Annotated in this window: 15 protein-coding genes; 5 read left to right on the top strand and 10 right to left on the bottom strand. The window is 71.8% G+C overall.

The annotated features are described in order from the left end of the window. Nucleotides 1–21 precede the first annotated feature (21 nt). The 3 genes from ACIA79_RS02380 to ACIA79_RS02370 all read right to left on the bottom strand — a co-directional run bounded on the left by ACIA79_RS02380 (nt 22) and on the right by ACIA79_RS02370 (nt 5,270). On the bottom strand, nt 22–1,038 hold the full coding sequence (locus tag ACIA79_RS02380; protein ID WP_399426186.1) for an aspartate-semialdehyde dehydrogenase: 1,017 nt from the start codon (nt 1,036–1,038) through the stop codon (nt 22–24). 166 nt (nt 1,039–1,204) lie between these two features. Next, nucleotides 1,205–4,522: a S8 family serine peptidase gene (locus tag ACIA79_RS02375; protein ID WP_399426184.1), complete on the bottom strand. Its 3,318-nt coding sequence runs from the start codon at nt 4,520–4,522 to the stop codon at nt 1,205–1,207. A 199-nt stretch (nt 4,523–4,721) separates the two neighbouring features. Then, nucleotides 4,722–5,270: a CGNR zinc finger domain-containing protein gene (locus ACIA79_RS02370; RefSeq protein WP_399426182.1), complete on the bottom strand. Its 549-nt coding sequence runs from the start codon at nt 5,268–5,270 to the stop codon at nt 4,722–4,724. A 127-nt stretch (nt 5,271–5,397) separates the two neighbouring features. Between ACIA79_RS02370 and ACIA79_RS02365 the strand changes: the two genes are divergently transcribed. The 3 genes from ACIA79_RS02365 (at nt 5,398) to ACIA79_RS02355 (ending at nt 8,061) form a co-directional block, all read left to right on the top strand. Continuing rightward, nucleotides 5,398–5,859: a VOC family protein gene (locus ACIA79_RS02365; RefSeq protein ID WP_399426181.1), complete on the top strand. Its 462-nt coding sequence runs from the start codon at nt 5,398–5,400 to the stop codon at nt 5,857–5,859. Nucleotides 5,860–5,868: 9 nt separating this feature from the next. Continuing rightward, nucleotides 5,869–6,804, top strand: coding sequence for a pyridoxamine 5'-phosphate oxidase family protein (locus ACIA79_RS02360; RefSeq protein WP_399426179.1), 936 nt, complete (start codon nt 5,869–5,871; stop codon nt 6,802–6,804). A 90-nt stretch (nt 6,805–6,894) separates the two neighbouring features. Next, entirely contained in the window at nt 6,895–8,061 is a 1,167-nt protein-coding gene (locus ACIA79_RS02355) for a serine hydrolase domain-containing protein (protein ID WP_399426176.1), read from the top strand. Between the two features lie 28 nt (nt 8,062–8,089). Here ACIA79_RS02355 and ACIA79_RS02350 read toward each other — a convergent pair whose 3' ends face one another. Together ACIA79_RS02350 and pepN are read right to left on the bottom strand one after the other, a co-directional pair. Beyond that, nucleotides 8,090–9,085, bottom strand: coding sequence for a hypothetical protein (locus tag ACIA79_RS02350; protein ID WP_399426174.1), 996 nt, complete (start codon nt 9,083–9,085; stop codon nt 8,090–8,092). A 210-nt stretch (nt 9,086–9,295) separates the two neighbouring features. Next, the gene (gene pepN / locus ACIA79_RS02345; RefSeq protein ID WP_399426172.1) at nt 9,296–11,842 is read right to left on the bottom strand and encodes an aminopeptidase N; all 2,547 of its coding nucleotides are present in this window, start codon (nt 11,840–11,842) and stop codon (nt 9,296–9,298) included. A gap of 145 nt (nt 11,843–11,987) precedes the next feature. On the opposite strand from pepN, the gene ACIA79_RS02340 reads away from it, so the two are divergent. Further along, nucleotides 11,988–12,629, top strand: a complete 642-nt coding sequence (locus ACIA79_RS02340; RefSeq protein WP_399426171.1) for a DsbA family protein — start codon at nt 11,988–11,990, stop codon at nt 12,627–12,629. Between the two features lie 182 nt (nt 12,630–12,811). Here ACIA79_RS02340 and ACIA79_RS02335 read toward each other — a convergent pair whose 3' ends face one another. The 4 genes from ACIA79_RS02335 to ACIA79_RS02320 all read right to left on the bottom strand — a co-directional run bounded on the left by ACIA79_RS02335 (nt 12,812) and on the right by ACIA79_RS02320 (nt 17,713). Then, entirely contained in the window at nt 12,812–13,456 is a 645-nt protein-coding gene (locus ACIA79_RS02335; RefSeq protein WP_399426169.1) for a superoxide dismutase, read from the bottom strand. Nucleotides 13,457–13,550: 94 nt separating this feature from the next. Continuing rightward, nucleotides 13,551–14,618 (bottom strand): glycerophosphodiester phosphodiesterase family protein, encoded by a 1,068-nt coding sequence (locus tag ACIA79_RS02330; protein ID WP_399426167.1) that lies wholly within the window; start codon nt 14,616–14,618, stop codon nt 13,551–13,553. Between the two features lie 129 nt (nt 14,619–14,747). After that, complete coding sequence (locus ACIA79_RS02325) at nt 14,748–16,181, bottom strand: amino acid permease (RefSeq protein ID WP_399426165.1); 1,434 nt, start codon at nt 16,179–16,181, stop codon at nt 14,748–14,750. A gap of 131 nt (nt 16,182–16,312) precedes the next feature. Further along, nucleotides 16,313–17,713, bottom strand: coding sequence for an amino acid permease (locus tag ACIA79_RS02320; RefSeq protein WP_399426163.1), 1,401 nt, complete (start codon nt 17,711–17,713; stop codon nt 16,313–16,315). Nucleotides 17,714–17,980: 267 nt separating this feature from the next. Between ACIA79_RS02320 and ACIA79_RS02315 the strand changes: the two genes are divergently transcribed. After that, the gene (locus tag ACIA79_RS02315; RefSeq protein ID WP_399426162.1) at nt 17,981–18,565 is read left to right on the top strand and encodes a biotin transporter BioY; all 585 of its coding nucleotides are present in this window, start codon (nt 17,981–17,983) and stop codon (nt 18,563–18,565) included. A gap of 186 nt (nt 18,566–18,751) precedes the next feature. On the opposite strand, the gene ACIA79_RS02310 is transcribed toward ACIA79_RS02315, so the two are convergent. After that, complete coding sequence (locus ACIA79_RS02310) at nt 18,752–20,185, bottom strand: amino acid permease (RefSeq protein WP_399426161.1); 1,434 nt, start codon at nt 20,183–20,185, stop codon at nt 18,752–18,754. Between the last annotated feature and the right edge of the window lie 80 nt (nt 20,186–20,265).

Below are 20,265 nucleotides of genomic sequence, written 5' to 3'. Positions count from 1 at the left end.
TCGTGGCGTTCTGCGCCGGCGTCAGCCGTTCAGCTCGGCCGCGACCAGCTCCGCGATCTGCACCGCGTTCAGCGCGGCGCCCTTGCGGAGGTTGTCGTTGGAGACGAACAGGGCGAGGCCGTGGTCGACGGTCTCGTCGGCCCGGATCCGGCCCACGTACGAGGCGTCCTTGCCGGCCGCCTGCAGGGGGGTGGGGATCTCGGAGAGCTCCACGCCCTCCGCGTCCTTCAGCAGCTCGTACGCGCGCTCGACGCTGATCGGGCGCTCGAAGCGGGCGTTGATCTGGAGGGAGTGGCCGGAGAAGACCGGGACGCGCACGCAGGTGCCGGAGACCTTCAGGCCGGGGATCTCCAGGATCTTGCGGGACTCGTTGCGGAGCTTCTGCTCCTCGTCCGTCTCGAAGGAGCCGTCGTCGACGATCGAGCCGGCCAGCGGCAGCACGTTGAAGGCGATGGGGCGCTTGTAGACGCCGGGCTCGGGGTACGTGACGGCCTCGCCGTCGTGGGCCAGCTCGGTGGCCCGCTCGGCGACGGCCTTGACCTGGCCGTCCAGCTCGGCGACGCCCGCCAGCCCGGAGCCGGAGACGGCCTGGTAGGTGGTGGCGACCAGGGCGGTCAGGACCGCCTCCTGGTGCAGCGGCTTCAGCACCGGCATGGCGGCCATGGTGGTGCAGTTCGGGTTGGCGATGATGCCCTTCGGCCGGTCCTTGACCGCGTGCGGGTTCACCTCGGAGACGACCAGCGGCACCTCGGGGTCGCGGCGCCAGGCGGACGAGTTGTCGATCACCACGGCGCCCTGGGAGGCGACCTTCTCGGCGAGGGCCCGGGAGGTGGCGCCGCCGGCGGAGAAGAGCACGATGTCCAGGCCGGTGTAGTCGGCCGTGGAGGCGTCCTCGACGGTCACGCCGTCCAGGACCGTGCCCGCGGACCGGGCGGAGGCGAACAGCCGCAGCTCGTCGACCGGGAAGTTCCGCTCGGCAAGGATCCTGCGCATGACCGTGCCGACCTGACCGGTGGCTCCGACGATTCCTACCTTCACGGGGACTCCTCCGTACGTGCTTGCGGCCCTGGTGCCGCTCCATGATGCGTCTCTCCACGCCCGCCTTGTCCAATTCATTGTCCGCGACGTGAGAAGGCGCACCACCGGCACGGGAAAGGGCGGGCGTCCGGCCGGACGCCCGCCCTCACTCACCGCGTGCGGGGTGTTACGGCGTGACCTTCTCGATCACGACGCTGCCGGTGCCGGCGGCCGTGCCGCGGGCGTTCAGCAGGGACACCTCGCCGAAGAAGCGCCGGCCCTCGGGAGCGGCGCCGTTCACCAGCACCTCCGCCGTGACCTGCGCGGACGCGCCGTTCGCCAGCTGCACGGGCCGGGTCTCGTCGACCTTGACCGTGCCGAGCGCGGACGAGAAGTACACGTCCTTGTAGTCGTACGTGGTCGACCCGGCCGGAACCGCGTACCCGTCGACGACGATCGTGTACGTGCCGGGGGCCGGCTTGACCAGGGAGACGCTCTCCTCGGAGTCGCCGTCCGCCGACTGGCCGACCTGCTTGCCGTCCCTGAGGACGGTCAGGTCCAGGTCGGCGCCCTTGTCGGAGGTGTTGCCGATGGCGACGTCGAGGCGCTCGACGCCCTCACCGACGGTCACCGTGCTGGTCTGCTGCTCGTGGTTCTTGATCGTCGGAGCGGCGACCTTGGCGGAGCCCAGCGGCCCGCCCTTCAGCTTGCCCTCCAGGGCGGCGAACGTGTTGGTGACCTTCCACTCGACGGGGGCCGGGGTGCCGGCCTTCGCCTCGGCGACGGTCTTGACCGCCGGGTCGAAGGAGGCGCCCAGCAGCGTCACGCCCAGCGTGAACGGGTTGTCCAGGTCGGGCGACGTACGGCGCGACTCGACCTCGATCTCCCAGACGCCCGGCTGCGGGTCGGCGTACGAGCGCAGGTCGGGGCGGCAGGTGTTCGCCGGGTTGTAGTGCGGGTAGCAGACGCTGGACGCGGTGTCCTCGACGGCCACGCCGTACGGGTGGACGGCGATGAACCGGGTCTGGCTCTTCTCCTTCAGCCCGCCGAGCGTGACCTCCAGCGACTTGGCGCCCTCGGGCACGGTCACGAAGTACGACTTCGAGAGGTTGCGCTGCACCGAGCCCTTCGCCGTGTACGTGAAGGACGGCTTGGCGAGCTGCTGCGAGGCGACCACCGTGGCGAGGATCTGCTTGTCGACGCCCTCGGTGTCCTCGTCGTCAACCTCCAGGATGGCGCTGTGCACACCGGCGGAGAGCGGCTTGGCCGTCACCTTCACGGTTACCGGCTCGTTCAGCGGCAGCACCACGGCGCCCGACCCGACCAGGTCGAAGGTGCCGTCGTTGTACTTCCAGTCCAGCTCGTGCCGGACGGGCCGGTCCGGGCCGCTGGTGCGGGTGATCGTGACGTCGTACGTCTTCTTCTGCTTGACCTTCAGGCCGCCCTCGCGGTCGTACAGGCCGGTGCCGAAGCCGGGCGTCTTCAGCGCGAAGTCGATCGCGGTGTCGACGGGCGCCTTGACCGCGTACTCGTGGGCGGTGGCGCCCGCGCGGATCGCCTTCCACGCGCCGACGACGTTCATCAGGCCGGAGCCCTGCTCGTGCGCCGCCATGCCGCTGATCTTCTTGGCGGTGCTGGTCAGCGCGGTGCGCAGATCGGCCGGCGGAAGGTCGATGTTCTTCTGCTTCGCGGCCGACAGCAGCAGCGCGCTCGCGCCCGCCGCCTGCGGCGAGGACATCGAGGTGCCGTTGAGCATGCCGTAGCCGGCGGGCAGCTTGTAACCGGCCTCAGCGACCGGCGCGCCGGGCAGCCAGGTCTGGATGGTGTTGATGGCGGAGCCCGGAGCCGAGATGGTCGGGACGAAGCCGCCGTCCTCGCGCGGGCCGCGCGAGGAGAAGTTGAACATCGCGTACGGCTTCTCGACCTCGGAGCCGTAGTTGGCGGCCCAGGTCTCCTTGGAGATCGCAGCACCGACGGAGATGACCTTGTCGGCCAGAGCCGGGTCGCCGATGGTGTTGGTGCCCGGGCCCTCGTTGCCCGCCGAGATGACCAGCTGGACGCCGTACTGGTCGATGAGGCGGGTGTAGAGCTCGGCGCGGGCGTTGTTGCCGTCGTTGAGGGCCGGCAGGCCGCCGATGGACATGTTGACGATGTCCACGCCGCGGTTGATGACCAGGTCGGCCATGCCCTCGGTGAGCGCCACGTTGGTGCAGCCGCCGCTCCAGGAGCAGGCGCGCGAGGAGACCAGCTTGGCGCCGGGCGCCGCGCCGTTCATCTTCCCGCCGAACAGGCCGTTGGCGGCGGTGATGCCCGCGACGTGCGTGCCGTGCTCGGACTCGATGATGCCGACGTTGACGAAGTCGGCCTTCTTGCCGACCCAGGTCCCGCCCAGCGGGTCCATGGGGACGTCCTTGCGGATCTCGATGACGAACGGGATCCGCTCGGCGACCTCGGTGGACGGGTTGTCCGTGCCGAACCAGCCGATCTGGTGACCGTCCTTGTACGGCTTCATCGGCGTGTCGTCGGTGAAGTCGTTGTTGCCGTTCAGGTCGACGCGGACGGTGCCGGCCTCGGGGTCGTACAGCAGGCCCCAGACGTCGGTGGTGTCGCCGTCGCGGTTGACGTCGCCCTTCATGTCGCCGTTGGCGGTGATCGCCTCGGAGAACCGGCTGAAGTGGTACTTCCCGGCGGGCGCCGTCCAGGTGCGGCTCGCCGCCGTGAAGGCCGGGCCGTCGACCGGGGTGATCTGGGCGCGCCAGGTGCCGTCGTTGTCGGTGATCGGGTCGGTGGCCGTCACCCAGTCGACGATCTTGCGCTCGCCCGTGCTGGTCTTCTGCAGCGCGGGGTGACCCAGGTCGACACCGGAGTCCATGATGCCGATGGTCACGCCGCGGCCGTCGAACTTCGGGTTCTTCTTGACGAAGTCGACCGCGCCCGTCTCGAAGGACGGGTTGTACGGGTTCTTCGCGGGCGTCGTGGCGTCCGGACCCGGGTACGCGGCCGCCGTGGGGGTCACCTCCGCGCCCTGCGCCCGGTCGGCGGACGGCGTCGGGTCGTCCAGCTCGATCTCGTGCCTGAGGTCGATGCCGTGGACGCTCGGCAGGTCGGCCGCCGCGTCGAGGGCGGCCTCCGCCCGCGCGGTCGGCAGGGTGGCCCGGACGTAGCCGAGCTTGTCGTACGTCCGGCCGACCGACGCGCCCTGGACCGCGTCCAGTTGGGCGGCGACCTGCTCGGTCGCGCCGGGGGCGGTCGCGACCATGACGGTCACGGTCTTGTCGCCGCGGCCCTGCGCCTCGGCGAGCAGGTCGGCGTCGTCCGCGCCGAGCTTGTCGGTCGCGGCCTTGACCGGTGCGGTGCCTGCCGGGTCGTCGGCGGCGAACACCGGAGCGGTGCCGGCCGCGACCAGCGCGGCCACCAGGCCGGCGGCGGCGACGACGCGCGCCGTCCGTCTGTGGCCGGGGGTCGGGCTCCCTGGTATGGAGCCCTGGGATTCGAGGGTGGTCATCAGCATCCCTGTATGTGAAAGAGAGGGTCCGGTATGTGGTGCCGGATGACCGCTCACCCTTTCGTACGGAACAGGGTTTTGTGGAGGGTTGCTGGAGACGCGATGGGGGTCATGGCGTACATCCGCCACCGCGGGATGTACGCCACCGGGGACGAACGAGGTCAATCCCCCGGTTTCCGCAGGCAGTTAGGCCGACCGTTCAACTTTCCTTGCTGCGCGCGTAATGCCGCGACGCCTTCGCGCGGTTGCCGCAGACCGCCATCGAGCACCAGCGCCGGGTGCCGTTGCGCGAGGTGTCGAGGAAGTGCAGGACGCACGCCTCGTGGGCGCAGGCGCGGATCCGGTCGGGCGCGGTGTGCAGCAGGTGGAGGTAGTCGCGGGCGGCCAGCCAGCCGGGGCCCCAGGACGGGTCGGCGAACTCCGCCTCCTCGGCGGGGCCGCCGGGGCCGAGCACGGCCCGGATCCGGCCGTGTTCCAGCACCTCGTTCAGCCGGGCGGCCGCGGCGCGGTCGCCGGGGGAGGCGACGACGGCGGCGAGGGCGTCGCGCGCGGCGAGGGTGCGCTCCAGGGTGCGGGCGTCGGCCCGGAAGCGGCCGCCGGTGTCGAGGCCGTTGGCCGCCAGCCACACCGCCAGCCCGGCGGTGCCGGTGAGCAGGTCCTGCTCGGCGCCCTCGTGGACCCATCGGGTGTTGAGCAGGTCCAGGGATACCGGCTCGCCGACGAGCGGGCGCGGATCGGATGCGGCCATCGGTGGCGGTTCCTTCCCTGCCGTGCACATCTAACCCCTCAATCGTACGTGACCGGTTGCACGCCGATCTTCTAACCCCTAAAGTTTATTTCAACGGTTAGAGATCGACCGGCGAAAGGGATCAGCCATGACCGCGATCACCACGACCACGCTGCGCACCGGCCACATCGGCCTGAACGTCACCGACCTCGCACGCTCCCTCGCCTTCTACGGGGACCTCCTCGGCTTCCAGGTGCTCCGCGAGGGCAAGGAGGACGGCCGGCGGTTCGCCTTCCTCGGCCGGGACGGCCGGGTCGAGCTCGCCCTCTGGCAGCAGGCCGACGGCCCGTACGCCCCCGCCCGCGCCGGCCTCCACCACCTCGCCTTCGAGGCCGAGAGCCTGGACGGGGTCCGGGAGGCCGAGGCCCGGCTCACGGCGCACGGCGTCGACTTCGCCCACGACGGCGTCGTCGCCCACGCCGAGGGCGCCGCCTCCGGCGGGATCTTCTTCCACGACCCCGACGGCACCCGCCTGGAGATCTACGCGCCCAGCGGCGCCGAGGGAGCCCCCGCCCCCTACGCCGCCGCCCCCACCTGCGGTTTCTTCTAGGAGGCAGCCATGTCCGGCCCTTACCACGAGGGCTCGCTCGCCGTGCAGCGCCGCCTCGGTGTGCGCGAGCTCGCCGACCACGTCGGCCGTTCCATCGGCCCGGGCATCCGCCCGGTCGCCGCCGCCTTCCTGGAGCTCCAGCCCCAGCTGGTGCTCGGCGCGGCCGACGACGAGGGCCGCGTCTGGAGCTCCCTGCTCACCGGCGCGCCCGGCTTCGTGCGGGCCACCGGACCGCACGCGGTGTCGGTCGCCGGCGGCGTACCGGACGGCGACCCGCTCGCCGCCGTGCTCACCCGGCCCCCCAAAGCACCCGACACCTCCGGCGGCGCCCCCGTCGATCCCGGCGTCCCCGTCGGCACGATCGCCCTCGACCCGCGCACCCGGCGCCGGATGCGGCTCAACGGCACGGCGCGGCCCAGCGCGCGCGGCCTCACCATCGCGGCGCGGGAGGTCTTCTCCAACTGCCCCAAGTACCTCCAGCAGCGCGAGCTGCTCGGCGCCGGGAGCGGCCGGGGGAGCGGAGCCGTGCGCCACGGCGAACGTCTCACCGCCGCGCAGGGCGCGTTCGTCCGCGCGGCCGACACCTTCTTCATCGCCACCGTCGCGCCCGGGCACGGCGCCGACGCCAGCCACCGCGGCGGCAACCCCGGCTTCGTACGCGTCACGTCGCCCACCGAGCTGAGCTGGCCCGACTACCGGGGCAACGCGATGTTCCTGACCCTCGGCAACCTGGAGGCCGACGGCCGGGCCGGGCTGCTGTTCCTCGACTGGACCGGCGGCACCACGCTCCAGCTCACCGGCACCGCGCGCACCGCGTTCGACACCGGCGGACGCACCGTCCGCTTCACCGTCGAGCACGTCCTGGAGCGGGAGGGTGCCAGCCCGCTGCGCTGGTCCGCGCCCGCGTACTCACCCGCCAACCCGGAGGTGATCAAGGAAGGCTGAAACGCGCTCAACCCCGCGGCCCCGCGCAACTCCCCCCGCCCCGGCGGAGTCCTGTCCGGCGACCACAGTCGAGGAGCGAGGGGAACGCACATGGCGATACGGAAGAGGGCGCTGACGGCGGCGATGGTGACGGCGGCCCTCGCCGCCACCGCCTTCACCGTCCCGGCGGCCGCGCACACGGGCACCACCGCGGACCACGCGAAGGCCCGGGCGGACCACACGAAGACCCAGGCGGCCCTGGAGGCCGTCGTACGGGAAGGGGTGCCCGGCGCGCTCGCCCAGGCACAGGATCGCGACGGCACGTGGAACGGCGCCGCCGGGGTCGCCGATATGCGCACCGGACGCGAGCGCATGCCCCGGGACCGCTACCGCGTCGGTTCCATCACCAAGACGTTCGTCGCCACCGTCGTCCTGCAGCTGGAGGCCGAGGGCAGACTCGACCTGGACGACACCGTCGAGCGGTGGCTGCCCGGCGTCGTGCGCGGCAACGGCCACGACGGCCGGAAGATCACGATCCGCCAGCTGCTCAACCACACCAGCGGCATCTACAACGTCACCGCCGACCCCGGCTTCCAGAAGAAGGTCTTCGGCCCGGACTTCCTCCAGCACCGCTACGACACCTGGACACCAAGGCAGCTCGTGGCCATCGCGATGCAGCACGGGCCCGACTTCGCGCCGGGGACGGACTGGAGGTACTCCAACACCAACTACGTCCTCGCCGGCATGGTCATCGAGAAGGCGACCGGGCGGCCGTACGGGAAGGAGGTCGAACGCCGCATCCTCACCCCGCTGAAGCTGCGTGCCACGAGCGTGCCGGGCACCGACCCGCGGATGCCGAAGCCGAGCGGCCGCGCCTACTCCACCCTCTCCGCGGAGCCGGGCGGAGCGGTCCACGACGTCACCGAGCTGAACCCGTCCATCGCCTGGGCGGCCGGCGAGATGGTCTCCGACTCGGCCGACCTCCAGCGCTTCGTACGGGCGCTGCTCAAGGGGAAGCTGCTGCCGCCGCGGCAGATGAAGGAGATGACCACCACGGTCCCGGTGAGCGCGGACACACCGTCGGTCCGCTACGGGCTGGGGCTGTCCGTGCAGAAGCTGAGCTGCGGCAAGGAGGTGTGGGGCCACAGCGGCGGCATCCACGGATCGGGCTCCGACATGGTCGCCACGCGGAACGGGCAGCACTCGCTGGCCATGAACATCAACGGTGACTGGGCGGGCGACATGCAGGCGGTCGTCGAAGCCGAGTTCTGCGGCTGAGCCGTCCGGGCCGCCGCACCCGGGCGTCTCACCTCGGCAGCACCACGACGTACGCGGCCGGGGCCCGGTCCCCGGCCGCCATCAGCGCCGTCCGCACCACGACCGCCTGCTGCTCCGGTGCCTCGCGCAGCTTCTTCGGCGTGATGTGGACGACGGTGATGCCGAGCCGCTCCAGGTGCTCCCGCTTGCGCGTGTACTGCGTCCACACCGCGTCCTCCCCGTCCTGGCGGGGCGAGCGGGTGTCGAGCTCCAGGGCGACGGAGTGGTCCGGCCAGTACGCGTCCACCCCGCCGAGGTGCGGGCCGCCGGGCAGCCGGAGGTCCACGTTCCACAGCGGCTCGGGCAGTCCGTGGGCCCGCACCATCTCGTACAGCCGGTCCTCGGCCCGCGCCCGCCCCTCGGCCAGCAGCGAGTCCACGGCGCCCACGACGTGCTCCCGCGACAGCAGCCGCGCCCTGGTCAACTCGCGCACCAGGGGCGCCGGTTCGCAATGCCCGCCGCGCACCGCCTCGGTCAGGAGCCGGCGCACCGTACGGGCGTCGCCGATCTCCGCGAGGGCGTCGGTCAGGGCGCGGGTCACCGGGGCGACCGGCAGGCCCGTCACCTCGTGCGCCGCCGGCACCTCGGCGTGCGCCCGCACGATCCGCACCCACCCGGTGGACCGCAGCCGCCGGGTGCGCGGCACCAGCACGTCGATCCGGTCCAGCGACAGCAGCGGCGCCGCGGCGGCGAACCGGTACAGCGCGAGCGCCGCCAGCCCGGTGATCATCGCCTCGCCGGTGGCGCCGGGGCGCCGCTCGGCGTACAGCAGCGCGGCGTGCAGCCGCTCCTCGCTGGTCGGCGGCCCGGGGTGCAGCAGGTACACACCCGGCAGCACCTGCTGCCACGGTCCACCGGGCCGGCACCGCGCACCGGCCTCGGCGGAGGACACCCCCTGCGCCCGCAGCTGCGCGGTGGACAGGACGCGGCGGCGGACCTCGGTGTGGGGGGAGAGGGGGCGGGGGGAGAGCGGGGTGTTCGTCATGCCCGGGGGATTCCCGCCGACCGGCCACCCCCTAACCGCTGTTACACGTCCGTCGACATACCGGGACGACCCCGTCCTAAAGTACGGACGTTCGATGGCCGATCAGGAACCCCGATCAACGCCCCGACCTGCGACGGGCCCCCGAGGACCCGCCCGGGACCGGACGGGACCGGCCCCGGGGGCCGCCCGGCGCCGCCCGGCCCCGCGCGGTCAGGCCGCCGAGGCGTCGCAGGACTGGGCGCGCAGGGCGCGGGCGAGGTCGTCGCGCGCCTCCAGCACCAGGCGGCGCAGCGCCGGGGCGGACGAGGCGTGGGCGGCCAGCCAGGCGTCCGCCCTCTCCAGCGTCGCCGGGTCGTCCTGGAGGGACGGGAACAGGCCCCGCACCACGTCCATGCCGATCTGGATGGACCGCTCGGCCCACAGCCGCTCGATCACCTCGAAGTACACCGGCGCGTACGGCGCGAGCAGCTCCCGCTGCGACGGCTGGGCGAAGCCCGCGATCGTGGCCTCCACCAGCGCGTTCGACAGCGCGTCCGACTCGACGACCTGCGCCCACGCCTGCGCCTTGACCGCCGCGGACGGGCGGGACGCCAGGCACCGCACCTGGTGCCGCTTGCCCGAGGCGGTGTCGTCGCGGGCGAGCTCCGCGGCGATGACGGACTCGTCCGCGCGGCCGTGGGCCGCCAGCGGCTCCAGGAGCGACCAGCGCAGCTCCTGGTCCACGTCCAGTCCGTCGAACGCCACCGAGCCGTCCAGCAGGCCCTCCAGCAGCGCGAAGTCGGCGTCGGTGGCCGCCGTCGCCGCGAGGAACCGCGCCCACGTCAACTGGTGCTCGCTGCCCGGCTCCGCCGCCCGCAGCTCCCGCAGGGCGCCCGCGGCCACCAGCCGGCCGCCCTCCTCGCGCCACTTCGGGGCGGCGTAGTGCGTCAGCGCCGTCCGCGCCCAGGCGTGCAGCATCTGGAGCACGCCGATGTCCGACTCGCGCCCCGCGAACCGCAGCACCAGACCGACGAAGTCACGCGCCGGCAGCAGCGCGTCCCGCGTCAGGTTCCACAGTGCCGACCAGCACAGCGCCCGCGCCAGCGGGTCGGTGATGTCGCCCAGGTGCGCCCGCAGCGTCTCCAGCGACCCCTCGTCGAAGCGGACCTTGCAGTACGTCAGGTCGTCGTCATTGACCAGCACCAGCGCCGGCCGCTCGGCACCCGCCAGCTCCGCCACGACCGTCCGCTCGCCGGTGACGTCCACCTCCGCGCGGGCGTACCGCACCAGCTCGCCGCCTTCCAGGCGGTACAGCCCCACGGCGGCCCGGTGCGGACGCAGTTCCTCGCCCTCCTGGAGCACGGCGAGCTCCGCGACGCGGCCGTCCTCGCCGTACGCGACGGACGGCGCCAGCACGTCGACGCCCGACGTCTGGAGCCACGACCGCGCCCAGGCCGACATGTCCCGGCCGGAGGTCTCCTCCAGCACCGACAGCAGGTCCTCCAGCCGCGTGTTGCCGTAGGCGTGCCGCTTGAAGTACCGCCGGGCGCCCTCCAGGAACGCCTCCCGCCCCGCGTACGCCACCAGCTGCTTCAGCACGGCCGCGCCCTTGGCGTAGGTGATGCCGTCGAAGTTGAGCTTGGCGTCCTCCAGGTCACGGATGTCCGCCGTGATGGGGTGCGTGGAGGGGAGCTGGTCGGCCCGGTACGCCCACGCCTTGCGGTTGTTGGCGAAGGTGACCCAGCTGTTGGTGAAGCGGGTGGCCTCGGCCAGCGAGAAGGACCCCATGAAGTCCGCGAAGGACTCCTTCAGCCACAGGTCGTCCCACCACTTCATGGTGACCAGGTCGCCGAACCACATGTGCGCCATCTCGTGCAGGATGACGTTCGCCCGGCGCTCGTACGCCGCCCGCGTCACCTTGCCGCGGTAGATGTACTCCTCGCGGAAGGTCACCATGCCGGGGTTCTCCATCGCGCCGAGGTTGTACTCGGGGACGAAGGCCTGGTCGTACTTCCCGAAGGGGTACGGGTAGTCGAAGTTGTCGTGGAAGAAGTCGAAGCCCTGCTTGGTGACGAGGAAGACGTCCTCCGCGTCGAAGTGCTTCGCCAGCCCCTTGCGGCACATCGCGCCCAGCGCGATCTCCAGGTCGCCGCGCCGGTAGGTGTCCGTCACGTAGTGGTACGGGCCGGCCACGACACAGGTGATGTACGTGGAGATCGGAGCGGTCTCGGCGAAGCGCCACACCCCGCCCTCCCGGGACTCCTCCGCGCCGTTGCTCCACACCGTCCAGCCCTCGGGAGCGGTCACCTCGAAGCGGAACGGTGCCTTCAGGTCGGGCTGCTCGAAGTTGGCGAAGACGCGCCGGGCGTCGGCCGGTTCGTACTGCGTGTAGAGGTAGACCTCGCCGTCCTCCGGGTCGACGAAGCGGTGCATGCCCTCACCGGTGCGGCTGTATGCGCACTGGGCGTCCACCACCAGCACGTTCTCGTCCGCCAGCCCGTCCAGGGCGATCCGCGCGCCGTCGAAGACGACCGCGGGGTCCAGCTCCCGGCCGTTCAGGGTGACCGCGGTCACCGCGGGGGCGACCAGGTCGGCGAAGGTGGACGCGCCCGGCGTGAGGCAGCGGAACCGGATGGTCGTCACCGACCGGAACGTCCGCCGCTCCGACGCGCTCTCCCCGACCGCGGACCGCAGGTCGAGGGCGACCTCGTACCCGTCGACGGTCAGCAGCTCGGCCCGCTCGCGGGCCTCGTCGCGGGACAGATTCTCACCGGGCACGGGCAACTCCTTCGTGGCTCGTTTCGACAGCAGTGATCCTCCCACGCGCCACTGACGGGCCGGTGCGCGGGAATGCCTCCGGCCCCCGCAGGTGTTTGCCCGTCCAGGCGCACCCCGGCCCTTATCCGAATCTCCGAGGAGAGACATGTCCGAGAGCAGGACCACCGCCGACTTCTGGTTCGACCCGCTGTGCCCGTGGGCCTGGATGACCTCCCGCTGGATGCTGGAGGTGGAGAAGGTCCGCCCCGTGGACGTGCGCTGGCACGTGATGAGCCTGGCCGTCCTCAACGAGAACAAGCTGGACGAGCTCCCCGAGCGGTACCGCGAACTGCTGGGCCCGAAGGGCTGGGCCCCGGTCCGCGTGGTCACCGCCGCCCAGCAGCTGCACGGCGACGAGGTGGTGGGCCGGCTCTACACCGCGATGGGCACGCGCTTCCACAACAAGGGCGAGGGCCCGACCCGCACCGCGATCGCCGAGGCGCTGGAGGACGCCGGCCTGCCCGCGTCGCTGATCGAGTACGCCGACAAGGACACCTACGACGCGCAGCTGCGCGCCTCGCACAACGAGGGCATCGAGAAGGTGGGCCAGGAGGTCGGCACGCCGGTCATCGCGGTCCCGGGCGCGGACGGCGAGCAGATCGCCTTCTTCGGCCCGGTCGTCACCCCCGCCCCGAAGGGCGAGGAGGCGGCCCGCCTGTGGGACGGCACGCTGATGGTGGCGTCGATCCCCGGCTTCTACGAGATCAAGCGGACCCGGACCCAAAGCCCGGACTTCAGCAACCTCTGACAGCCGGCACCCCGGCAGCGGCATCCCTGACCACCGGCGGCACCGGCAGCCGGCGCCCCCGGCGGCCGGCGCGCACAGAAGGCCCCCCGCGAGTCCTGTCCTCGCAGGGGGCCTTCCTTCATCCGCCTGCCCCGTGAAGGTTGAGAAGACGATCACGAGCAGGGCGTCTCGAGGCGCCGCGTTCAGGGCGCGATCAGCGGCGTGCGCTCCTTGGCCTGCGCGTACCGCCGCGCCACGTCCTGCCAGTTGACGACCTGCCACATCGCCTCGATGAAGTCCACCTTCTGGTTCTTGTACTGCAGGTAGAAGGCGTGCTCCCAGGCGTCGAAGACCAGGATCGGCACCGAGCCCTGGCCGACGTTGCCCTGGTGGTCGTAGACCTGCTCGACGATGAGGCGGCCGCTGACCGGCTCGTACGCCAGGACGCCCCAGCCCGAGCCCTGGGTCGTCGCGGCGGCCTTGGACAGCTGGGTCCGGAACTTGGCGAAGGAGCCGAAGGACGCGGCGATCGCGTCGGCGAGCTCGCCCACGCCGTCCGCCGCCAGCGGCTCGCCGCCGCCGCCCTCCTTCGGACCGGTCATGTTGTGCCAGTAGATGGAGTGCAGGATGTGGCCGGAGAGGTGGAAGGCGAGGTTCTTCTCCAGGCCGTTGATGGAGCCCCACTGCTCCTTGTCGCGGGCCTCCTCCAGCTGCTCCAGGGTGTCGTTCGCTCCCTTGACGTAGGCGGCGTGGTGCTTGTCGTGGTGCAGCTCGATGATCTGCGGATTGATGACCGGCTCGAGCGCCGCGTAGTCGTACGGAAGTTCAGGAAGTGTGTAGATCGCCATGTCCGGGCCCTCCGACCGCTGTGCCGCTTATTGCAACCTCTATGCAAGTGCAGGCTAGCAGCAGGAGTGGGTCAAAGTTGATCAGCCCTTCGTCCTAGGACCGGACCGTGTCCCTCGCGGCCGCCGCCAGGTCGGGGAAGTCCGTGACCACGGCGTCCACCCCTCGCGCGTAGTGCTCCGCGTACTCGGCGAAGGCGTCGCCGAAGTCGTCCGGGCCGGTGCCGCGGCGCAGTGCGGCGGGCAGGTAGCGGTTCTCGGCGCGGAAGGTGTACGCGCCCACCGCGAGCCCCGCCGCGTGCGCGTCCGCCAGCAGCGTGGAGGGCGCCACCAGGGACGACTTGTCCGGCCCGATCCACCGCGCGTACGCCGCGACGGCGCGCAGCCCGTCGGGCGTCGTCATCTCCGCGTACGTGAGGGAGTGGCCGTACGGTCCGCCGGTGGTGCCGAGGGCCTGCCACAGCGGGACGCGCAGCCGCTCCTCGTGGGCGAGCCGCAGCAGGCTGGACGGCTCGAACGACTGGATCACGCACTCGTGCGGCCCCAGCCGGTTGCGGCGCACCAGACCCGCCAGCACCGGTTCCAGCGGCAGCCCGAGGGAGCGGAAGTACGCCGGGTGCTTGGTCTCCGGGAAGACGGTGACGGTCCGGCCGTACCGCCGGGAGAGCCCGCGGGCCAGATCGACGACCTCCTGGAAGGTCAGCAGCTGCTCGCGCCCGTCGAAGACGGTGTTGCGGTTGCGGACGAGGGGGAGGCGCTCCACCGCCCGCAGGGTCTTCAGCTCCGCGAGCGTGAAGTCCTCGGTGAACCAGCCCGTGACGGACCGGCCGTCGACCGTCTTCGTGGTGCGGCGGTGCGCGAACTCGGGGCGCCGGGCGACATCCGTGGTGGCCGAGATCTCGTTCTCGTGGCGTGCGACGAGCTGGTGGTCGCGGGTGGCGACGAGGTCGGGCTCGATCCAGTCGGCGCCGCACTGGACGGCGAAGGTGTAGGAGGCGGCCGTGTGTTCGGGGCGCCAGCCGGCCGCGCCGCGGTGGCCGATCACCAGCGGCCGGGCCGCCCGGGCGGGCGGTCGGGGGCGGGCGGCGGAGGAGCGCGCGGGCGAGGGGGAGAGGGCGGCGGTGGCGGTGGCACCCGCCGCCAGGAGTACCGAGCGTCGTCTCATACCGCCGGACGCTAGGGGGTGTCCGACGGATTGCGCCGGGTCGGCGCGGCCCGGCACCTCGTGTGCCGCACACACGAGAGGGGCCCCGGCGCGCGGTGCGCCGGGGCCCCTCTCGCTCACGGACGAGCGTCAGGCCGCGTCCGGGTCCTTCGCCGCCGCGGCGGTCTTCCCGCGCGTCGTCTGCAGCAGGTAGCCCACCGCCGCGAGCGCCAGCGTCAGCCCGCCCGTGGCGTACAGCTGGACCCGCGTGCCGTCCTCGCGGGCCATGAGGACGAACACCGCCGCCATGCCGGCCAGCGCCACGTACGTCAGGTACGGGTACGCCCACATCCGCACGACCAGCTTCGACGGCTCCTCACGCTCCAGCCGGCGGCGCATCACCAGCTGGGAGACCGCGATGAAGATCCAGACGACCAGGATGATCGCGCCGATCATGTTGAGCAGCCAGACGAAGACGTCGTCGGGCCGCCAGTAGCTCAGCAGCACGCACCCGAAGCCGATGACCGAGGAGGTGAGGACCGCGATGCGCGGCACGCCACCGGAGATCCGGCCGAGCACCTTCGGGCCCTGCCCGCGCGCCACCAGGGAGTTGGCCATGCGCGAGGCGCCGTAGATGTTGGCGTTCATCGCCGACAGCAGCGCGACCAGCACCACGACGTTCATGATCTGGCCGGCGTACGGGATGTCGAGGTGCTCCAGCGTGGCGACGTACGGGCCCTTCTCGGCGACCGCCTTGTCGGTCCACGGCAGCAGCGTGACGACCACGGCCATCGAGCCGATGTAGAAGACGCCGATCCGCCACATCGCGGTCCGCACGGCCTTCGCGACGCCCTGCACCGGGTGCTCGGACTCGGCGGCGGCGATGGTGACCGTCTCCAGGCCGCCGTACGCGAAGACGGAGGCGAGCAGACCGACGATCAGACCTTCGGAGCCGTTGGGCAGGAAGCCGCCGTGGCCGGTGAGATTGGTGGCGCCCGGGGAGTCGGTGCCGGGCAGGACGCCCGTGATCGCCAGCACGCCGATGCCGAGGAAGAGCACGATCGCGACGACCTTCAGCGCGGCGAACCAGAACTCGAACTCGCCGAAGTTCTTCACCGCGGCCAGGTTCGTGGCGCAGAACACCAGCATGAACAGGGCCACCCAGGCCCATTCAGGGGTCCCCGGGAACCAGCCGGTCATGATCTTCGAGGCGCCGATGGCCTCCAGGCCGACGGCCACGCAGAGCAGGAACCAGAACGACCAGCCCGCCGTGAAGCCCGCCCACGGCCCGATGGCCCGCTCGGCGTGCACGGAGAACGACCCGGAGGCCGGGTTCGCGGCCGCCATCTCGCCCAGCATGCGCATCACCAGCATCACGAGCGCGCCGGAGATCGCGTACGCCAGTACGATCGACGGGCCGGCGGCCGCGATGGCGGTGCCGGAGCCGACGAAGAGACCCGCGCCGATGACACCGCCGAGGGCGATCATCGACAGATGGCGTTGCTTCAGTCCGTGCGAGAGCGGGGCGGGGGAGTCGGCCGGGAGGGCCGAGTCCGCCGGCGCCGGCGCGGAGGTCCGTGACATGGGCGAGCCTCTTCGTGAGCCGAGACGGGGAGAACGGCCCACAGTCTGGGCGGGCGCACCGCTCACAGGGAACCTTTGCCCGCTATACGGACACCCTGTTCACACAGTGTGAAGGTTTGCACACACTTCCCTCACATGTTCCGACGCTGCCGCCACTCCCGTACCCCGGCCACCGCCAGCACCGCCGCGGTCGCCCCCGCGGACCACAGCACCTGCGGGCGCGTGCCCTCGTCGGCCAGCATCAGCGCCAGCACCGCCGTCATCGCGGCCAGTGCCGTCCACGTCAGCCAGGGGAAGCCCCACATGCGCAGCGTCAGCTTCTCCGGCGCCTCCCGCTCGATCCGCCGCCGCAGCCGCAGCTGCGACACCGCGATCAGCGCCCAGACGAACAGCAGCACCGCGCCGACCGCGTTCAGCATGTAGAGGAATACGGAGTCCGGCCAGGCGAGGTTGAGCAGCACCGACACGAAGCCGAAGGCCACCGACGCCAGCACCGCCCGCCGGGGCACCCCGCCGCCCGACACCTTCAGCAGCCCGGCCGGCGCCTCGCCGCGCTCCGCGAGCGAGAACACCATCCGCGACGACCCGTACAGGTTGGCGTTGAGCGCCGACAGCAGCGCCACGAACACGACCACGTTCATGATCTGCCCGGCCGCGGGCACGCCGATCGCGTCCAGTACGGCGACGTACGGGCTCTGCCCCGGCTCCATCGAGGTCCACGGCAGCAGCGTCACGACGACCAGCATCGAGCCGACGTAGAAGAAGAGGATGCGCCAGACGGCGCTGCGCACCGCGCGGGCCACGTTGCGCGCCGGGTCCCGTGACTCGGCGGCGGCGATGGTCACCACCTCCAGGCCGCCGAAGGCGAAGACGACCGCGAGCACACCGGAGACGACCCCGTCCCAGCCGGCCGGCAGGAATCCGCCCTGCCCGGTCAGGTTCGCCACGCCGACCGGGGCGGTGTCGGGCAGCCAGCCGCCGATCGCGAGGACGCCGAGCGCCAGGAACAGCACGATCGCGCCGACCTTCAGCGCGGCGAACCAGAACTCGAACTCGCCGAAGTTCTTCACGGCCGCCAGGTTCGTCGCGGTGAACACCACCATGAACAGCAGCACCCATGTCCACTGCGGCACCCCCGGCACCCAGCCGTGCGCGATCCGCGCCGCTCCCGACGCCTCCACCGCCAGCACGACCACCAGCAGGAACCAGTACAGCCAGCCGACGGAGAAGCCGGCCCAGCGCCCCAGCGCCCGCTCCGCGTGCACCGAGAAGGCGCCCGACGCGGGCATCGCCGCCGACATCTCGCCCAGCATCCGCATGACCAGCATCGCGAGCGCACCCGCGATCAGGTACGACAGCACGATCCCGGGACCCGCGACCGCGATCCCGGCGCCCGACCCGACGAACAGCCCGGCGCCGATCACCCCGCCCAGGCCGAGCATCGTCAGGTGCCGCTGCTTCAGGCCGTGCGAGAGCGGCTCGGGCTCCGGGGCCGGAGGGGCCGGCGGCGCGGCCGGAGGGGCGTCGTGCATGGCGCTCGTACTCTCACAGGTGCGGATCGTGGGTGTTTGGTGGGACTCGACAGTCTCTCCGCTGGAGACCCCGTGGTGCAAAACGGACGGTCCGTCAAGAGCCGCTCGTGACGAGCGTCACTTCATGTCATGCATGAGTGGCAGCCTTTGTGTGAAGTCCACCAACCGCTCAGCCGGCGCTTTGTCATGGGCAGACGGTGATCGCCCGTTCACTCCTGGGCTAGCGTCGGGCTGTCCTCACCTGCCCTCACCCCGCGGAGCCCCCTGATGAGCACTGCCGCCGCCCCCATCCGTACCGGAGCCGTCCTCGCGGACCTGCTGCCCGCCAGCCGTGCCCGCGACATCGCGCTCGTCGTCGGCGGCGCCGCCCTCACCGGCATATCCGCCCAGCTGGCCGTGGACGTCCCCGGCTCGACCGTCCCGGTCTCCGGCCAGACCTTCGCCGCCCTGCTCGTCGGCACCTCGCTCGGTGCCCGCCGCGGCTTCCTCTCCCTCGGGCTCTACCTGGTCGCCGGTATGGCGGGCGTGCCGTGGTTCGCGCAGTCGGCCTCCGGGTACGCCATCCCGTCGCTCGGGTACGTCCTCGGCATGCTGCTCGCCTCGACCGTCGTCGGCGCTCTCGCCCGGCGCGGCGCCGACCGCTCCGTGCTGCGCATGGCCGGCACGATGGCCCTGGGCTCGCTGATCATCTACGCGGTCGGCGTGCCGTACCTGGCGCTCGCCACCGGCATGACGCTGGGGCAGGCCGTCGCCGCCGGCCTGGTGCCGTTCCTGATCGGCGACGCGCTCAAGGCCGCACTGGCCATGGGCGCGCTGCCCACCGCGTGGAAGCTCATCGGCCGCAAGGGCTGACGGAGAGCCGTCGCCGAAGAGGCCCGCCGGGCGGTACGCGCCCGGCGGGCCTCTTTCGTGTCTCCGGGGAGCGGCGGAGGAGCCGGGCCGGCGAGCGGGCACGGGAAAGGCCCTCCGCCCACCCGGTCGGTGGTGCGGAGGGCCTTGCGCCCCTGATGCCCGGCGGGGGCCGTCAGGCGGCGTCCGTCACGACTGCGAGACGGCGCGGCGCCTGCGGTCCAGGACGAAGCCGGTGACCACCACGACCGCGGCGACCAGCACCGACGCCAGCACGACCTCGCGGTTGGCGTCGTCGAAGAGCATGTAGACCAGCACGAAGGAGATCATCGCGGCGGTCGCCCACGTCAGGTACGGGAAGAGCCACATCTTGACGGTGACCTTCTCCGGCACCTCGCGCATGAGGATGCCGCGCATCCGCAGCTGGGTGAAGCAGATCACCAGCCAGACGAACAGCGCCACCGCGCCCGAGGAGTTCAGCAGGAACAGGAAGACCGTGTCCTTGAACGCGTAGTTGAAGTACACGGCGACGAAGCCGAAGATCACCGAGGCGAGGATCGCGGCGGTCGGCACGCCCTTGGCGTTGACCTTGGCGAACGCCTTCGGGGCATCCCCGCGCTCACCCAGCGAGAACGCCATGCGGGAGGCGGTGTACAGGCCCGAGTTCAGGCAGGACAGCACGGCCGTCAGGACGATCACGTTCATGATCTGGCCGGCGTGCGGGATGCCGATGGAGTCCAGGGCGGCGACGTACGAGCCCTTGTCGACGATCGACTTGTCGTTCCAGGGCAGCAGCGTCAGCACGACGAAGATCGAGCCCAGGTAGAACACGGCGATGCGCCAGATCACGCTGTTGGTGGCCTTGGTGACCGCGCGGCGCGGGTCCTCCGACTCGCCGGCGGCCAGGGTGACGATCTCGCTGCCCATGAAGGAGAAGACGACCATCAGCACACCGGTGAGGATGGCGCCGACGCCGTTCGGGAAGAAGCCGCCCGCGTCGGTGAGGTGCGCCAGGCCCGCGCCCGGGTTGTCGGAGCCGGGCAGGAAGCCGAAGACGGCCAGCAGGCCGATGACCACGAAGGCGCCGATGGCGACGACCTTGATGCCGGCGAACCAGAACTCGAACTCGCCGTACGAGGCGACGGAGGCGAGGTTCGTCGCGGTCAGCACGACCATGACGATCAGGGCCCAGCCCCACTGCGGCACCGCCGGGATCCAGCCCTCCAGGATCACCGCGCCCGCGGTCGCCTCGACCGCCAGCACCACGACCCAGAAGAACCAGTAGAGCCAGCCGATGGAGAAGCCGGCCCAGCGGCCGAGAGCGCGGTCGGCGTAGGTGGAGAAGGAGCCGGAGTTCGGGCTCGCGGCGGCCATCTCGCCCAGCATCCGCATCACGAAGACGACCATCGCTCCGACGATGACGTACGAGAGGAGGATGGCCGGGCCGGCCTTGGCGATGCCGCCGGAGGATCCGACGAAGAGGCCGGCGCCGATGACGCCACCGATGGCGATCATGGACAGGTGGCGGTTCTTGAGCCCGGCCTTGAGACCGTCGGCGGACTGCGAAGTACCGGGTTCCCCGGTCGCTCCGCCTTCCTTCGGCAGGGTCGACTGCGTCGTCATGGACGATTCCTTACGTCTGTGCGGCACTCGGGTTACGAGCCCGTGCATGCAAACACGAGACCCGGACGCACCGAAAGGTC

The organism is Streptomyces sp. NPDC051310, from assembly GCF_044455245.1.
In the GTDB taxonomy this organism is placed as follows: domain Bacteria; phylum Actinomycetota; class Actinomycetes; order Streptomycetales; family Streptomycetaceae; genus Streptomyces.
The sequence above is the reverse complement of the archived record's forward strand: the minus strand, read 5'-3'. Positions and strand labels throughout refer to the sequence as shown.

Excerpts from the sequence above, each read along its gene's own strand:
- ACIA79_RS02320 (WP_399426163.1), bottom strand. The coding sequence starts at position 17,713 with ATGCACGACGCCCCTCCGGCCGCGCCGCCGGCCCCTCCGGCCCCGGAG.
- ACIA79_RS02360 (WP_399426179.1), top strand. The coding sequence starts at position 5,869 with ATGTCCGGCCCTTACCACGAGGGCTCGCTCGCCGTGCAGCGCCGCCTC.
- ACIA79_RS02350 (WP_399426174.1), bottom strand. The coding sequence starts at position 9,085 with ATGACGAACACCCCGCTCTCCCCCCGCCCCCTCTCCCCCCACACCGAG.
- ACIA79_RS02335 (WP_399426169.1), bottom strand. The coding sequence starts at position 13,456 with ATGGCGATCTACACACTTCCTGAACTTCCGTACGACTACGCGGCGCTC.
- ACIA79_RS02375 (WP_399426184.1), bottom strand. The coding sequence starts at position 4,522 with ATGACCACCCTCGAATCCCAGGGCTCCATACCAGGGAGCCCGACCCCC.
- ACIA79_RS02310 (WP_399426161.1), bottom strand. The coding sequence starts at position 20,185 with ATGACGACGCAGTCGACCCTGCCGAAGGAAGGCGGAGCGACCGGGGAA.
- ACIA79_RS02330 (WP_399426167.1), bottom strand. The coding sequence starts at position 14,618 with ATGAGACGACGCTCGGTACTCCTGGCGGCGGGTGCCACCGCCACCGCC.
- ACIA79_RS02370 (WP_399426182.1), bottom strand. The coding sequence starts at position 5,270 with ATGGCCGCATCCGATCCGCGCCCGCTCGTCGGCGAGCCGGTATCCCTG.
- ACIA79_RS02365 (WP_399426181.1), top strand. The coding sequence starts at position 5,398 with ATGACCGCGATCACCACGACCACGCTGCGCACCGGCCACATCGGCCTG.
- ACIA79_RS02355 (WP_399426176.1), top strand. The coding sequence starts at position 6,895 with ATGGCGATACGGAAGAGGGCGCTGACGGCGGCGATGGTGACGGCGGCC.
- ACIA79_RS02315 (WP_399426162.1), top strand. The coding sequence starts at position 17,981 with ATGAGCACTGCCGCCGCCCCCATCCGTACCGGAGCCGTCCTCGCGGAC.
- ACIA79_RS02340 (WP_399426171.1), top strand. The coding sequence starts at position 11,988 with ATGTCCGAGAGCAGGACCACCGCCGACTTCTGGTTCGACCCGCTGTGC.
- ACIA79_RS02325 (WP_399426165.1), bottom strand. The coding sequence starts at position 16,181 with ATGTCACGGACCTCCGCGCCGGCGCCGGCGGACTCGGCCCTCCCGGCC.